The following is a 15287-nucleotide window of genomic DNA, read 5'->3' as shown; positions in this document are numbered from 1 at the left end:
CTTGGAATATCCGCGTATTGTTGATAGACAGGGTCATCATTTACAGGACTGTAGCCACGATGAATGCTCCGGCAAAAACGGAAGATTTCGCGATCCAGGCACCCGCCGGTGTCTTCGTTGAAACGGTGACGAGCGTCACCCACTATACGGATCGGCTCTTCCGCTTCCGCATGACCCGTCCTGCGGAGTTCCGCTTCCGCTCCGGCGAGTTTGCGATGATTGGTTTGATGGTCGGCGACAAACCCGTCTACCGCGCCTACTCGATCGCAAGCCCGGCCTGGGACGAGGAACTCGAATTCTTCTCGATCAAGGTTCCTGATGGCCCGCTGACATCTCACCTGCAGGCGATCAAGCCAGGCGACAAGGTGCTGATGCGCAAGAAGCCGACCGGCACGCTGGTGCTCGACGCGCTGGTTCCCGGCCGCAGGCTCTACATGTTCTCGACCGGCACCGGCATTGCGCCTTTCGCCAGCCTGATCCGCGACCCCGAGACCTACGAGAAGTTTGAGGAAGTCATCCTCACGCACACCTGCCGCGATGTGGCCGAGCTGAAATACGGTTTCGACCTCGTCGAGGAAATTCGCAATCACGAATTCCTGAACGAGATCGTCGGCGACAAGCTTCGCCATTATGCGACGGTGACCCGCGAGGACTATCCCTTCAAGGGCCGTGTGACCGACCTGATGGTCAACGGCAAATTCTTTGCCGATCTCGGTCTGCCGCCGCTCGACCCAGCCATCGATCGCGGAATGATCTGCGGCTCGACGGCAATGTTGAAGGACACCAAGGAAATCCTCGAGGCCGCAGGCCTGACCGAGGGGTCCAACAACAAGCCGGCCGAGTTCGTCATCGAGCGCGCCTTTGTCGGCTAACTGACGACAAGATACGAAACATCGTCGCAGCATTTGGAGGGCGCATCATCGGGTGCGCCCTTTTTCGCATCTGTGCGACAGTCGCGACCGGAGCATGAGCTATGCGTTTCCGGCAGCCCCGATCTGAGCAATCAGCGTACCGGCAGCCTTTCGCAGACACTATCGTTCCCCAGCATTTTCATATGTCGCTCGACCGCGTCCATGCGGAACGAACGGCCAAGAAGGAGTCCCCGCCGGAGATCGCCGGCGACAGCGGATCTTGCAGGGAGTGGCCCATGAGCCTTGAGACCAGAATTCGCCGCAAATCGTTGCATGACCGGATCGTCACGCCGGAGGCGGCGGCGGCGCTCATCGAGGATGGCATGACGATCGGCATGAGCGGCTTTACCAAGGCAGGCGACGCCAAGGCGGTGCCGTTGGCCATGGCGCAGCGTGCGGCGCAGGAGAAGTTTCGCATCACCTTGATGACCGGGGCCTCGCTTGGGCACGACATCGACAAGATCCTGACGGAAGCGGGTGTTCTCGCACGCCGGCTTCCCTTCCAGTCCGATCCGGCCCTTCGCGCGGCGATCAACCGCGGCGAGGTCATGTTCATCGACCAGCATCTGTCTGAGACCGTCGAGCAACTCCGCTCCGGCCAGATCAGCCCGATCGACTATGCCGTCGTCGAGGCCGTGGCGATCACCGAGGATGGCGGCATCGTTCCTTCGACATCGGTCGGCAACTCCGCAAGTTTTGCGATCCTCGCCAAGAAAGTGATTGTCGAGCTCAATCTCAGCCACAGCCCGGAGCTTGAGGGGCTGCACGACATCTACATCCCGGCGAAACGCCCATCGCGCACGCCGATCCCGGTCGTTGCCTGCGACATTCGCGTCGGCTCGCCCTATATCCCTGTTGATCCGGACAAGATTGCCGCGATCGTCATCACCGAAAAGCAGGACAGTGCCGCGCGCATTTCGCCGCCCGATGCCGAGACCAATTCGATCGCGGGCCACCTGATCGGCTTTCTTCAGGACGAGGTGCGCAAGGGTAGGCTCGACATGACGTTGAACCCGTTGCAGGCGGGTATTGGCGTTATTGCGAATTCGGTTCTGAGCGGCCTCGTCGACAGCCCCTTTCATGATCTGCGCATGTACAGCGAAGTGCTGCAGGACAGCACCTTCGAGCTCTTTGAGGCCGGCAAGCTCAGCTTCGCCTCGGCGGCATCGATGACGCTGAGCAGCGCCTGGGCCGATCGCGTCTTTCGCAACATCCGCGCCTACAAGGACAGGGTGATCCTGCGGCCGCAGGAGGTCAGCAACCACCCGGAAATCATCCGGCGCCTGGGCGTCATCGGCATCAACACCGCGCTCGAGTTCGATATCTACGGCAACGTCAATTCGACCCATGTCGGCGGCACCGACATGATGAACGGCATCGGCGGTTCCGGCGATTTTGCCCGCAACGCCTTCCTGTCGATCTTCGTCGCCAAATCGGTGGCCAAGGGTGGGGCGATCTCGTCCGTGGTGCCGATGGTTTCCCATGTGGACCACACGGAGCATGACGTCGATATTCTGGTCACCGAGCACGGGCTTGCGGATCTCCGCGGGCTGGCGCCGCGCGAGCGCGCGCCGATCATCATCCGCAACTGTTGCCATCCCGCTTACCGCGAGTTGCTGGGGGATTACTTCAAGCGGGCTGTTGCAGCGCGTGCGGGGCAGACGCCGCATATCCTCGAGGAAGCCTTCGACTGGCATGTACGTCGGCTGAAGACGGGCAGCATGTTGCCGGGCGCCTGATGCCTCAATCCCGAGCCAGGTAGTCCATCAAGGCTGACATCGCCGCCGCGGCACCCTCGGCGTCGGCAAGCACGATGGCGTCGATCGCCTCGATGTGGCGGTCGACCGATCCGCGCATTCGCTCAACGGTTGCGTCGGCAAACCAGATGCGTCGAGCGTGCGTCTGCAGCGGGGCGAGGGCGGCCGTCAGGAACGTATTGGGGCAGGCCTCCTCCATCAGTTCATCGAAGACCTTGTCGGCCACGAGGAAGCCTTCGAGATCGCCGGCATCCGCGCATCGGCTCATCTCTGCGGCGCATCCCTTCATGGCTCGTCGTGCATCCGCGTCGGCATGCTCCGCCACCAGGCTTGCCGCCAGCGGTTCCAGCTTTTGACGGGTTTGCATCACATGCGCTCGATCGTCCGGCCCGATTGTCGTTATCTGCAGGCCGACACGCGGGCGAACCTCCATCAGTTCCTGCCAGGCGAGTTTCTGAATGGCTTCACGCACGGGCGTACGGCCATGACCGGCAAGCTCGATCAGCTGCTTTTCCGTCAGCAGCATGCCGGGCACAAGCTTGAGCGTGACGATCAGTCGCTCGAGGGCGAGATAGGCGAGGTGGGCCTGGGAGTGAACCGACATACGCATCCCACAGTTTCTGATATATCAGAACGTGGCACAGTTTCGTTTCGATGGCAAACGAACTGATGACCACTAATCAGGAAGGATTATGCTGGTCGAAGTAATCATTATGAGTTGGTAAAAGCTTCAGATTTCAATGGCCTGAATAAAAGTGCTCGTTCGGCCGTTCCAGCCTTGAATGGTGTTGACGAAGAGGAAACTGCTTGTCAGTCTTCTCTAAAAAGAACGTCGGACATCGACGTTGAGGGGCTTGGGCTGAAGGTGGGTGCGTTTCTGGTCTGGTCGCTGATTGTGTTTGCGGGGCTGCTTGCCGTCCCGGCGGTCAGCCATACGAACGCGCAGACGACGTTCTCGCTGATGGCGTCCTCGATGGCTTTCGTCGGAATGGCGATTGCGCAGTTCATGGCGGCACGTCCGCCCGTCATCGAACCGCTGTTCGGCGGGCTCGACCGCATCTATCACCTTCATCGCCGGATCGGCATCTCCGTGCTGATGCTCATTCTCGTCCATTATTTCCTGACGCCTGATTTCAAGGGGCTGTCGTTCACCAGCGGTTTGAACCAGCTTGCTGCCTCCGCCGGCAAGTATGGCTTCTACGGGCTGACGGCGCTGCTTGTTCTCAGCATCGTCAAGATCATCCCGAAGACCAGAATCGAGATACCCTATCACCTGTGGCGTTATACCCATCGGTTCATCGGGCTCTTGTTCGCGCTTGTCGCGTTCCACCAGATGTTCATCAAGCGCCCCTATGACAGCACGGCGCTGCTGGCGGTCTATCTCAATGCGTTCGCAGCACTCGGGATCCTCAGCTACGCCTATACGCAGCTTCTGCCGTGGCTGAGGACGCGATGCTACGAGGTTTCCGAGGTCGAAAAGCACGATGGTGCGACGATCATTTCGGCGCGTTCAAAGGGGCGCGCGCTGAGGGCCAAACCGGGGCAGTTCGGTTTCCTGCGTGTCCTGAAGGCTGGTCTGCGCGAGCCGCACCCCTTCACAATCGCCGACATCGATGGCAACGGCACGGTGCGCTTCGCCATCAAGCCGCTCGGCGACTATACGCAGGCGTTGCGCGATCAGATTGCTGTCGGCGACCGGTTGAAGCTCGAAGGCGGATACGGCCAGTTCAATCACCGACGCGGGGCGAAGAAGCAGATCTGGCTTGCCGGAGGTATCGGGGTCACGCCGTTTCTCGCCATGGCCAGCCATTTGAAGGGCGATGAGGACCAGGACATCCACATGGTCTATTGCGTGCGCGACCGAAAGGAAGCCATCGGCCTTGAAACCTTCGAGGCGCAGGCGGAAAAGCTCGGCAACTTCAGCTTCGTGCTGCACGATTCGGCCACAGACGGGCGGCTGGACGCGGCCAAACTGGCGGCGGGCAGCGTCATCGATCCGGGCGAGGCCGATCTTTGGTTCTGCGGTCCTGCGCCGCTGCGGGAGGCGATCGTCAAAGGGTTGAAAGAGCTTGGAAAGAAGCCGCGTCGCGTAGAGTTCGAACAGTTTCAGTTTCGATAGCAGTTTTATTGAAGATTTTTGGATTAAGGGAGTACGGCCATGCGCAGTCTGCGTGAAATGCGAGCGAACGTCTCGTCAGGTGCCGGCATCCGCAATAGGCACGCACTGGCTCTGGCCGCCGGTCTGCTGGCCGCCATGCTCTGTCCCGGCGTCGCATCGGTGCGCGACGCTTTCGCCGAGGACGCCTTCTCGACCTACAAGGCGAATGTCGAGAACGGCAAGTACATGTTCAACGCCGCTGGTTGTGGCGCCTGCCACGGGTCGGGCGACGAAACTGGACTGCTGTCCGGCGGCATGGAGATGAACACGGCGATCGGCACTTTCTACGCGCCGAACATTTCGCCCCATGCCAACGGCATCGGTGGCTGGAGCAACGCCCAGTTCCTCAACGCTGTCATGGTCGGGCTTGATCGTGACGGCAACAATCTCTACCCGGTCATGCCCTACACATCCTATGGCGGTATGAAGCCGGAGGACGTGCTCGATATCAAGGCTTACGTCGAGACCTTGCCGCAATCAGACGCCGTCTCGAAGGAACATGAGATCGCTTTTCCTTTTAGTCGGCAAACGACCATAACTCTCTGGAAACGCAGCAATTTCACAGTTCAAGCCTACCAGCCGCGCGAAGCGTCGCAGATGGAGCGTGGCCGTTACCTGGTCGAAAATGTCGGTGGCTGTGGCGACTGTCACACGCCGCGCACGACGACTTATGGGCTCGACCTGGAAAGAGCTTTTCACGGCGAGAAGGGGCTGACCGGTGCGGTCGCACCGGATATCGGCAAGGCGAAGATGGCGGGGCTCACTGCGCCGGAAGTGTTTACCACGGGCCTTATAGACGAAGGCAAGAAGCTTTCGGGCGCACCGATCAGCGACCCGGTCATGCGACGGATCGCCAAGGGACTTTCGATACTCAGCGACGACGATCGTCGCGCGATCTACGCGTTCCTGTCCGATCGCGAGGTGAAAGCACCGGCGCCGGTGGCGCAGTCTGTGACGGCAGTGTGCAAGGAGACCACGGCCTCGACGGCGCTGACCGGCGACAATGCCGAAGTCGCCCAACAGGCCGATGCCTTCATCGGCAAGTATTGCCGCAACTGCCATGGGCCGGGTGAAAGCTCTCAAGGCAGCTACCCCGCCGGTGAGCTGACATCGATCGCCGCCGATGCCAATTTCGTCACGCCGGGCAATGCTGCGAAATCGCGCCTCTTCACCTCGGTCACCAGCGGCCGCATGCCGCTTGGCAAGCGCCCGACGGACGAAGAGGTCAAGGTGCTCGAGGACTGGATCAATTCGCTCAGCGAAAAGAACCTGCCGCAGACGGCAGCCACCAAACCCGCCCGATCGCGCCCGATGCTGTCCCATGACCAGTTCGTCGAGGCGGCGCTCAAGGACATTTCCAAGGTCAGTGCGCTTGATCGTCAGCACATGCGCTATTTCTCCTACCGTGACCAGTATAACGGCATGATGGGTTGCGAAGACGACGCCACGTTCATGAAGCGCATGGACGTGCTGGCCGGTGGCTTCAAGAAGCTGCTGAATTCCTTGTCCTATGGCCCGAAGCTGGTGGTGCCGGCGGAGGTGGACGGCACCAATGGTCTGCTCGTCCGGGTCGATCTGCGCGAGCTGCAGTGGGATAACGCTGATTACGATTTCCTGATCAAGCGCTATTTCTACGGCGTTGATCCGACGAGCGATGCGTCGCTTCAGGCGCTTTCCACCGAGACGCATACGCAACTGCCGATCATGCGGATCGACTGGTTCATGAGCAATGGCGCCCGGCCGGAGGTCTATAACAGACTGATGAAGCTGCCGACGCATATTCGCGAGCTGGAAACGCGCTTCAAGATCGATGTCGACGACAACATAAGGCGGCGTAACGTTCTGCGTGCCGGCTTTGCTGACGGTTCGTCCGGCGTATCGGACCACAATCGCATGCTCGAGCGTCACGACATGCCGTTTGGCGGCTACTATTGGAAATCCTACGATTTCGCCGGCGATGTCGGCAAACAGGTGCTCAAGCGTTTTCCGCATGGACCCAAGGAGTTGGGTGCGCTCGATGCCGGCCTTGTGCCGTTCGAGCACGACGGTGGCGAGATGATCTTTTCACTGCCCAACGGCATGCAGGGTTATTATCTGTCGACCGCGGCAGGAAAACAGCTCGATGTCGGGCCGACGACCATCGTTTCGTTCCGTGACCGGCCGATCGGCAAGGGCGTGGAGATCGTCAATGCCCGCTCCTGCTTCGATTGCCACGCCGATGGCATTCTGTCGAAACGTGATCAGTTGCGCGAGCATATCGCCACGTCGACGCTGTTCAGCAAGGACCAGCAGGGCGTGCTGTTGGCCATGTACGTGAAGCAGGAGGAGCTGGACGAGGCCTACCGCAAGGACCGCGAACGCTTCGTCGAGGCTCTGCAAAAACTCGACGTAACCGAACCGACGCCGGATGGCGGGCTTCAGAGCAAGCACGCACCCGGCGACGCCGAGATCGTCACCTACTTTGCCGACAAGTATGAAGATGAGCTCGACTTCGATGCTCTGGCGGCGGAGTTCGACATGACGCCGCAGCAGTTTTCTGAGGCGATCAAGCGAGTAGCGGAAGTAGATGTCCTGCGTCTCGGGCTTGATTGGGTCACGACGCTCGAAGCTGGCGGGACTGTTCCGCGCAACGAGGTCGAACAGCAATATGCCCTGTTGCTGGAGCCGCTCGCCCAGCGGCGCCCGCTCGATACCAGCACGATCGTCGTTGCCGGCACCGAGCAGCAGTCGGAGGAAAAACCGCAATCCGTAGCCGCAGCCGCGCCTGACTATCGCAAGCAGGAGAAGGCTGGCGGCACCAAGCTTGAGCTTGCCTTGAAGGTGCCGACGACGACGGCCAAGGTCGGTGACCAGCTGTCGTTCGAACTCAGCGTCAATCAGGCCTGCGAACTGCAGATCCTCTATGTCGAGGAAAACGGCAATGTCGAAATCATCCCAGATGAGATGATCGGCCACACGACGCTGCAGCCCGGCGAAAGCAGGCTGATCCCGCAGCCGGGAACCGGCACGCTGACCTTCGATACGGCAGCGCCCGCCGAAACCATGCTGGCCTTCTGCCGGGTTGGCGGTCTGGCCGATCAAAGGCTCACGGTGGAGAAAGCGCGCGCATTCGTCGTCCAATCGAAGTTGCCGCCGACGCGCGGATTGGCGGTCAATCTCGCGAAGAAGGCGCAGGCCGACAACGGCGCCAGCAGCGTGCAGATGGTAACTTTCGAGATTAGAGAATAGCGGATGCGCGATGGATGAATTGATGAAAGGGTTGATCGTCGCATCCGCAATGCTTTTGCCGCTCGCTTACCCGGCGCGCGCCTGCGACGCGTTAGTGAAAACCTCGGAGGCTCTCAACAGGGGCGACGAGGTCGGGGCGCGGGCAGCGGCCGCGCCGGAGCGCACGAATGCATGTTCGAGTACCGAGGCAGCGCTTACCCGGCGTGTAGCGGCGCTAGCAACGTTCAATCGCATCGCCAACGCAGTCGGGGCCGGTGCCAGGCTCGATACTTTCGAGGGTGAGCTTGAAGCTGTGCTGAGCGACGTCGGTGGGCCTTGGCAGATCCTCGACGCGCTCGGCGACATCGACCGGGAGCGAAAGAACTATGAACGTGCGGCAACCTATTACCAGCAGGCACTTGAGGATGCGGCCAACGAGGAACTGACGCCCGAGTGGATGGCGCCGGACAAGGCTTACATTCTGCGCCTCGATCGGCTCGCCTCCGAGATGCGGCTTGCAGCAATCAAGCCGGTGAAGCTTGCGATGCGCGGCGCCTGCAAGTTCTCCTATCGCGGTGTCTCGATCAGAAAGAAGGCGACGCCGGTTCGCTATGTCTTCGGAACAGCCGAGTTCACGCCTGAAGGGTTGCAGTCGGCAAAGGATTTGTTCGAGTGCCTGAAATCGGCAAAGGCGGATGCAATTACCTTGATCGGCCATACTGATCCGATCGGCAGCGCTGAGGCGAACCTGAAACTGTCGTTGGCAAGGGCCGAGGCGCTTGCCAACTATCTTGTCGGTGCTGGCTACAAGGGCACCTGGACGACGATTGGCAAGGGCGAGGAGGAGCCGTTCAAACCGGATGATCCGGGTGCCTACGACGAAGCGATGCTACATCAGTTGGATCGCCGCGTCGAAGTTGATGTGGAGAAATAGGCTGTGCTGCGCAAGGCTCTGATTTCGTGCGCTTTCTTTAGTCTAGCGGGTCTGCCGGCGCTGGCGGCCACGTCGGCGCTTGTCGTCGGCGTCGACGTCTATCCGCATGAGGTCAGCCTCGATGGCGCGGTCAAGGATGCGCGCGACGTTGCCCAGGCACTGAAGACGGCGGACGTCGGCACCATCCGCGAATTCATCAACGAAAAGGCGACGAAGGACGCGATCCGCGCCGGCTGGCTGGAACTTGTCGGTGCCGCGACAAAAGGCGACATGATCATCTTCACTTATGCCGGTCACGGCGCCCAGATGCCGGAACTTGTCGCCGGCAGCGAGCCGGATGGACTTGATGAGTTTCTGGAGTTGCCGGGATTCGATCGTAGCCGGGCCGAGGAGACGGCAAAGGAGATCATCGTCGACAATGAACTCAATGCCTGGTTCGCGGAAGCTGAGGCCAAGGGTGTCCAGGTGCTGTTTGTCTCCGACAGCTGTTATTCCGGCGGCATGAACCGATCGATCTCCGGCAAGACGCGGCTCGCACCGACGGTGCGGGCGCAGTTGCCGCCGCCGTCGCAAGAGGCGGTTTCCGGCGCGGCGGTGAAGGATGCGGACCTGTCGCAGGTGACTATCCTTGCCGCATCGCTTGAGAGCCAGCTGACACCGGAGGTGGTGATTGAAGGCGAGCCGCGCGGCGCGCTCAGTTGGAGTTTCGCCCGCGCGCTTGAGGGGGCCGCCGATCGCGATGGCGACGGGCTGATTTCGCGGGTCGAACTCGAGGATTACGTCTTCTCCAACGTCAAGCTCCAGTCCGAGGCGCTGCAGGTGCCGAACTTCACACCACAGGTGCCGCGATCGGACAGGGAGATCGTCCTGTCGCTGCCGAGAAGTGCGGCGCTGGCAGACGGCAATGGTGCAGCAGCAACAGGCCGGTCGTCAAAGCTGAAGCCCGCCCGAGACATGGGTTGGACAGGAACGCTGGCGCTCAGCGTCAACGGCACAGCGCCGACGCTTGAAAATGTCGGTGGCAGCGGTGTTCCCTATCGATGGGATGCCACGAGCGGCACATTCTACACGCCGAACGGCGACGTTGCCGGCGAACATGTCGCTGCCGACATGGTGCAGGGTGTGGTCGATAAATTCATCCTTCTTGATTTCCTGAAGGTGCTTGCCGCGCAGAACCCGGGCAAAGTCTCGCTGACGCCGGTCAAGGACATCTATTCATCAGGCGACCGCCTGAACTTCGACGCTCCGCAGTCCGGATACGCGAACATGCTGGTGTTCAATCTGGCTAATACCGGGGAAGTCCAGCTTCTCGATGCCCAGGTCTCGGGCTCCGGAAGCCATGTGTTCAAGCTCAGGGACCTGGAGGTGGTCAAACCTTTTGGCGCCGATCATCTTGTGGTCGTCTCGACAAACGCCCCGATCGATGCGGTGGTTGCTGCTTTATCCAGCCCAGGCGTCGAGGCATCCGAGTTTCTGCGCCTTCTGGAAGAGCGGCTGGACGGCACCGACAGTGCCGTCGCTATCCAACCGCTCTACACGCGGGAGCGCGGGCAATGACCGCGGACATCGGTGTCTGGCGTTTCCTGCTGCCGCTCATGGCGCTGGGGACCTGTTCGCCTGTCTTGGCTGCGGACCGGGCCTTGCTCATCGGGATAGGAAACTATCAGAACCTGCCGCCGAAGCTGTTCCTGCACGGCCCGAAAAACGACCTCGTTGCCATGGAAGGATTGCTGACAGGCACACTCGGCTTCGATCGTTCCGCGATCCGAGTACTGAAGGATGAGCAGGCGACGGGCGCGGCCATCCTGTCGTCGATCGAAGAATGGCTGGTCGCGGGCACGCAGCCCGGTGACCGGGCCTATCTCTATTATTCGGGTCACGGTCTTCAGGTGACGGATCTCGATGACGACGAGGACGACGGCATGGATGAGGCGCTGGCGCCATTCGATCTGGTCGCCAAGAACAAGGATTGGGATGGCGCCATCACTGATGACGAGCTCGATGCCATCCTCGAACGCTTGAAGGGCAGGGCGGTGACCCTGGTGATCGACGCCTGTCACTCTGGCACGATCTCGCGGTCGCTCTCCAACGATGTGTCCGCAGGCATCGACGGCGCGCGTTTCCTACCGCGCCCCGTGGCGAAACCGGTGGAGCAGGCACTGACGCGCGGGCTGCGGATCGATCTCGGCGTCGTCGACAAGCCGGCCCACGTCAACGAAAGCGGTACCGTTGCCTGGAGCGCAAGCGCGCCCTATCAGGTGGCCTGGGACGATGTGCGGCTGCCCGTCGAAAGCCGTCACGGTGTCTTCACCGCGGCCTATGTCGCCGGGCAGATGGGGGCGGCGGCGGACGCGAACGCCAATGGCCTGACCAGCAACGCCGAGCTTTTCGAATATGTCACGGTGCAATCTGCCGCTTACTGCGCCTCGCAGAAAAAATGCGAGACCCTCGACCCGCAACTGGAGACGAAGGCGCAGAACCTCGGTGCCAGTGCCATAGTGCCGGTACAGGCGCGTGCGGATGCGAAGGCTCGGTATCAGCCCGTTACCGGCAGCAGTACCGGCCAGGTAAGCTATCAGGATGCGAATGCAATCGATGCGGTCGGCGATATCGTCGGCAAGGCCGACGCTGGTGACGTGACCCTCGGCATCGACAGGCCAACGTCGATGAAGGCCGGTGACGTGTTCAAGCTGACGGTCGCAAGCAAGATTGCCGGGAGCCTCATCCTGCTCGACGTCAATGCAGAGGGCGCAGCAACCCAGATCTTTCCCAACGAGTTCGCGCAGAAGATTACCCCACTCAGCGCCAACGTGCCTTTGACACTGCCGGACGAATATTACGGCTTCGACTTCGAAGCATCGGGCGAAGGTGAGAGTGCGTTCGTTGCCCTGGTGGTCAACGATCCCGTTGATCTGGCGGCGGTCGCGCCGAAGGCACGGGGACTCAAGGTCGAGCTCCGCGCGCGCGAGACCTTGAGCGAAATAGTCTCGCGGTTGCAGAAGACCTGGACCGAGGACCTGGATAAGCGCGGCATCCGCTGGTCGGTCGGTATGCTGCGCTATCACGTCGAGTGACCGCATTTCACGACGGCCAGATAGCAAAAAAGCCCGCCGGAAAGGCGGGCTTTCTGTTTGAAGTCTAGCTCGGATGCCTAGTGCAGGATCTGGCTGAGGAAGAGCTTGGTGCGCTCATGCTGCGGATTGTCGAAGAACTCGGCAGGCGAGTTCTGTTCGACGATCTGGCCCTGGTCCATGAAGATCACGCGGTTGGCGACCTGGCGGGCAAAGCCCATTTCGTGGGTCACGCACAGCATGGTCATGCCTTCTTCAGCAAGGCCGACCATCGTATCGAGCACTTCCTTGACCATTTCCGGGTCGAGCGCCGAAGTGGGCTCATCAAACAGCAGGATTTTTGGCTTCATGCACAGCGAGCGGGCGATCGCCACGCGCTGCTGCTGACCGCCCGAAAGCTGGCCTGGATATTTGAGGGCCTGCTCTGGGATCTTGACGCGCTTCAGGAAGTGCATCGCGATTTCTTCGGCCTGCTTCTTCGGCATCTTGCGAACCCAGATCGGTGCAAGCGTGCAGTTTTCCAGGATAGTCAGGTGCGGGAACAGGTTGAAGTGCTGGAACACCATGCCGACTTCGCGGCGCACTTCATCGATCTTCTTCAGGTCGTTGGTGAGCTCGATGCCGTCGACGACGATCTTGCCCTTCTGGTGCTCTTCCAGTCGGTTGATGCAGCGGATCATCGTCGATTTGCCGGAGCCCGACGGGCCGGCGATGACGATACGCTCGCCCTTCATGACCTTCAGGTTGATGTCACGGAGAACGTGGAAGTCCCCGTACCATTTGTTCATTCCGTTGATTTCGACCGCAACGTCGGTCGCGGATACGGTCATCTTGGAAGCAGTGGCTGTATTTGCCATGCGGTTCCCCCCTTTTATCGTTTATGGGCCGTGTCGAGCACACGTTCCATGAAGCCTGAATAGCGCGACATACCAAAGCAGAAAAGCCAGAATATGAAGCCTGCGAAAATTAGCCCGGAGATCGGCGTGACCGCCGAGGCCCAGTTGGCATCCGAGAAGTTCAGCCGGACGATGCCGAGCAGATCGAACATGCCGATGATCGAAACCAGCGACGTATCCTTGAACAGTCCGATGAAGGTGTTGACGATGCCGGGGATCACCAGCTTCAGCGCCTGCGGCAGCACGATGAGGTTCATCTTCTGCCAGTAGCTGAGGCCGAGCGAATCGGCACCCTCATACTGCCCCTTGCCGATCGCCTGCAGACCGCCGCGCACCACCTCGGCCATATAGGCGGAGGCGAAGAACGACACGCCGATCAGCGCGCGCAGGAACTTGTCGAAGGTCACACCCTGCGGCAGGAACAGCGGCAGCATGACACTGGCCATGAACAGAACGGTGATGAGCGGGATGCCGCGCACAACTTCGATGAAGAACGTGCACAGCATCTTGATCACCGGCATGGTCGATTTTCGGCCAAGCGCAAGCAGGATGCCTAGGGGCAGCGATACCGCGATGCCGACGAACGACAGCACCAGCGTCACCATCAGGCCGCCCCACAGTGGGGTTTCGACGAAGGTCAGACCAAACCAACCGCCTGGCAAAAGGATAAGCGACAGGATCGGTAGCACGACGAGAAGCAGGATCGCATTAATGTTCTTGTAGGGGACCTTCGGGATCAGCATCGGCGTCAGGAACAGGATGAACAGGATGCCGATGAGGGCCGGCCGCCAGCGCTCCTCGATCGGGTAACGCCCGAAGAGGAATTGGTCGAACTTGGCATTGACGAAGGCCCAGCACGCGCCGCTCCAGCCGTCCGGCTGCGAGCCGCCCTGTGCGACGGTGGCGCAGACCCCACGCCCGCCGCCCGTCCAGGCGGCATCGATGAAGAGCCATTGCACTGCCGGCGGTACGAGCCAGGCGAGCACGAGCAGGCTTATGATCGTAAGAATCGAATCCTTCGGCGTCGCAAAGAGGTTCTTGCGAAGCCAGTAGGCAAGGCCGCCCGTCAGTATGGGAGCGGGTGCAGCCTCGATCATCGAAGTGCGGACGAAATTTCCCTGGTGCGTGTTCATGATCTTACCTTTCCACCAGGGCCATGCGGGCATTGAACCAGTTCATCAGCAAGGACGTCGACAGGCTCAACGACAGGTAGACGATGATCCAGATCGACACGATCTCGACCGCTTGACCAGTCTGGTTGAGGATCGTTCCGCCGACGGCAACCAAGTCTGCGTAGCCGATGGCGATCGCCAGCGACGAGTTCTTGGTCAGGTTGAGATACTGGCTGGTGAGTGGCGGAATGATGATCCGCATCGCCTGCGGCACGACGACGAGGCGGGTCGTGAGACCGGGCCGGACGCCCAGCGCGTGGGCTGCCTCGGTCTGTCCCGTTGACACGCCACGGATACCTGCCCGAACGATTTCGGCGATAAAGGCTGCGGTATAGAAGGAAAGCGCCAGGAACAGCGACAGGAACTCCGGTCCGATGACCGAGCCGCCGGTGAGGTTGAACTTGCCGGCGACCGGCACGTCGAAGGTGATCGGCGAACCCGTTGCAAGGAAGACAAGGAGCGGGAGGCCGACGACGAGGCCTAGCACTATCCACAGAACCGGGAGGCGCTGTCCGGTTGCTTCCTGCTTGATGCGCGCATAGCGGGCCACGAAGAAGCTGGCGATGACGGCGATCACGAACGCGTAGAAGACATACTGCGAGCCGTCGCCGAAGACCGGCTTCGGAAAGGCAATGCCGCGGTTGTTGAGGAAGATGTTGAGCGGCAGCGCTGCCGATTCCCGCGGTTGCGGAAGCACGGCCAGAACGCCGCTGTACCAGAAGAAGATGACCAGCAGCGGCGGGATGTTGCGGAACACTTCGACATAGGCGAGTGACAGTTTCGCGATCAGCCAATTGTGCGAGAGCCGCCCGATGCCGACAATGAAGCCGATGATCGTTGCGGTGATGATGCCGGTCACGGCAACCAGCAGCGTATTGACGAAACCGACGACGAGCGCGCGCCCGTAGGTGGAATCGCTGGTATAGGCGATCAAGGACTGTCCGACGTCGAAACCGGCACGCCCCTTGAGGAAGCCGTAGCCGGACGCGATGTTCGCACGCTTGAGGTTTTCGATCGTGTTGTCCGCTATCCAATAGACGACGGCAACGAGGATAACGACGGTTATGACCTGGTAAAATATCCCGCGCACTTGCGGGTCGTTGATGAACGAGCCCGAAGGTTTGCTCTTCTCAGGCGTAGTTGTGACGCCAATCGCCATGCAATGCCTCTTTCCCCTTGTC

The 15287-nt window shown here is 60.7% G+C and carries 11 protein-coding genes; 7 read left to right on the top strand and 4 right to left on the bottom strand.

Annotation, left to right across the window (positions count from 1 at the left end; translation table 11 throughout):
* The first annotated feature begins 59 nt into the window (after positions 1 to 59).
* Together ASD00_RS04785 and ASD00_RS04780 are read left to right on the top strand one after the other, a co-directional pair.
* Entirely contained in the window at positions 60 to 872 is an 813-nt protein-coding gene (locus ASD00_RS04785) for a ferredoxin--NADP reductase (RefSeq protein WP_025426791.1), read from the top strand.
* A 275-nt stretch (positions 873 to 1147) separates the two neighbouring features.
* Positions 1148 to 2650, top strand: a complete 1503-nt coding sequence (locus tag ASD00_RS04780; RefSeq protein ID WP_025426792.1) for an acetyl-CoA hydrolase/transferase family protein — start codon at positions 1148 to 1150, stop codon at positions 2648 to 2650.
* A gap of 4 nt (positions 2651 to 2654) precedes the next feature.
* On the opposite strand, the gene ASD00_RS04775 is transcribed toward ASD00_RS04780, so the two are convergent.
* On the bottom strand, positions 2655 to 3272 hold the full coding sequence (locus ASD00_RS04775; RefSeq protein ID WP_025426793.1) for a GntR family transcriptional regulator: 618 nt from the start codon (positions 3270 to 3272) through the stop codon (positions 2655 to 2657).
* A gap of 261 nt (positions 3273 to 3533) precedes the next feature.
* On the opposite strand from ASD00_RS04775, the gene ASD00_RS04770 reads away from it, so the two are divergent.
* Genes ASD00_RS04770 through ASD00_RS04750 form a run of 5 tightly spaced genes read left to right on the top strand, consistent with a single transcriptional unit; the run spans position 3534 to position 12041 of the window.
* The gene (locus tag ASD00_RS04770; RefSeq protein ID WP_025426794.1) at positions 3534 to 4787 is read left to right on the top strand and encodes a ferric reductase-like transmembrane domain-containing protein; all 1254 of its coding nucleotides are present in this window, start codon (positions 3534 to 3536) and stop codon (positions 4785 to 4787) included.
* Between the two features lie 39 nt (positions 4788 to 4826).
* On the top strand, positions 4827 to 8054 hold the full coding sequence (locus ASD00_RS04765) for a c-type cytochrome (RefSeq protein ID WP_057205076.1): 3228 nt from the start codon (positions 4827 to 4829) through the stop codon (positions 8052 to 8054).
* Positions 8055 to 8076: 22 nt separating this feature from the next.
* Entirely contained in the window at positions 8077 to 8967 is an 891-nt protein-coding gene (locus tag ASD00_RS04760; RefSeq protein ID WP_158071682.1) for an OmpA family protein, read from the top strand.
* 3 nt (positions 8968 to 8970) lie between these two features.
* Positions 8971 to 10524, top strand: a complete 1554-nt coding sequence (locus ASD00_RS04755) for a caspase family protein (RefSeq protein ID WP_025426797.1) — start codon at positions 8971 to 8973, stop codon at positions 10522 to 10524.
* Positions 10521 to 12041 carry a caspase family protein gene (locus ASD00_RS04750; protein WP_025426798.1) on the top strand — a complete coding sequence of 507 codons (1521 nt, stop codon included), beginning with the start codon at positions 10521 to 10523 and terminating at the stop codon, positions 12039 to 12041. The genes ASD00_RS04755 and ASD00_RS04750 overlap by 4 nt, the downstream gene beginning before the upstream one ends.
* Before the next feature lie 77 nt (positions 12042 to 12118).
* On the opposite strand, the gene ASD00_RS04745 is transcribed toward ASD00_RS04750, so the two are convergent.
* The 3 genes from ASD00_RS04745 to ASD00_RS04735 are packed head-to-tail and all read right to left on the bottom strand — an operon-like array spanning position 12119 to position 15265.
* Complete coding sequence (locus ASD00_RS04745; RefSeq protein ID WP_025426799.1) at positions 12119 to 12895, bottom strand: amino acid ABC transporter ATP-binding protein; 777 nt, start codon at positions 12893 to 12895, stop codon at positions 12119 to 12121.
* A 14-nt stretch (positions 12896 to 12909) separates the two neighbouring features.
* Positions 12910 to 14067 (bottom strand): amino acid ABC transporter permease, encoded by a 1158-nt coding sequence (locus ASD00_RS04740; RefSeq protein ID WP_025426800.1) that lies wholly within the window; start codon positions 14065 to 14067, stop codon positions 12910 to 12912.
* 4 nt (positions 14068 to 14071) lie between these two features.
* A complete protein-coding gene (locus ASD00_RS04735; protein WP_025426801.1) occupies positions 14072 to 15265 on the bottom strand; it encodes an amino acid ABC transporter permease in 1194 nt (397 codons plus the stop codon).
* Between the last annotated feature and the right edge of the window lie 22 nt (positions 15266 to 15287).

Source organism: Ensifer sp. Root31 (assembly GCF_001424825.1).
Lineage (GTDB): Bacteria > Pseudomonadota > Alphaproteobacteria > Rhizobiales > Rhizobiaceae > Ensifer > Ensifer canadensis.
Note: the sequence above shows the minus strand (reverse complement) of the source record. Positions and strands in the feature narration are given on the sequence as shown.

What these genes read in the sequence shown, in the direction of transcription:
- ASD00_RS04780 (WP_025426792.1), top strand. Translation starts at nt 1,148, where the DNA reads ATGAGCCTTGAGACCAGAATTCGCCGCAAATCGTTGCATGACCGGATC.
- ASD00_RS04745 (WP_025426799.1), bottom strand. Translation starts at nt 12,895, where the DNA reads ATGGCAAATACAGCCACTGCTTCCAAGATGACCGTATCCGCGACCGAC.
- ASD00_RS04740 (WP_025426800.1), bottom strand. Translation starts at nt 14,067, where the DNA reads ATGAACACGCACCAGGGAAATTTCGTCCGCACTTCGATGATCGAGGCT.
- ASD00_RS04760 (WP_158071682.1), top strand. Translation starts at nt 8,077, where the DNA reads ATGAAAGGGTTGATCGTCGCATCCGCAATGCTTTTGCCGCTCGCTTAC.
- ASD00_RS04750 (WP_025426798.1), top strand. Translation starts at nt 10,521, where the DNA reads ATGACCGCGGACATCGGTGTCTGGCGTTTCCTGCTGCCGCTCATGGCG.
- ASD00_RS04735 (WP_025426801.1), bottom strand. Translation starts at nt 15,265, where the DNA reads ATGGCGATTGGCGTCACAACTACGCCTGAGAAGAGCAAACCTTCGGGC.
- ASD00_RS04775 (WP_025426793.1), bottom strand. Translation starts at nt 3,272, where the DNA reads ATGTCGGTTCACTCCCAGGCCCACCTCGCCTATCTCGCCCTCGAGCGA.
- ASD00_RS04765 (WP_057205076.1), top strand. Translation starts at nt 4,827, where the DNA reads ATGCGCAGTCTGCGTGAAATGCGAGCGAACGTCTCGTCAGGTGCCGGC.
- ASD00_RS04785 (WP_025426791.1), top strand. Translation starts at nt 60, where the DNA reads ATGAATGCTCCGGCAAAAACGGAAGATTTCGCGATCCAGGCACCCGCC.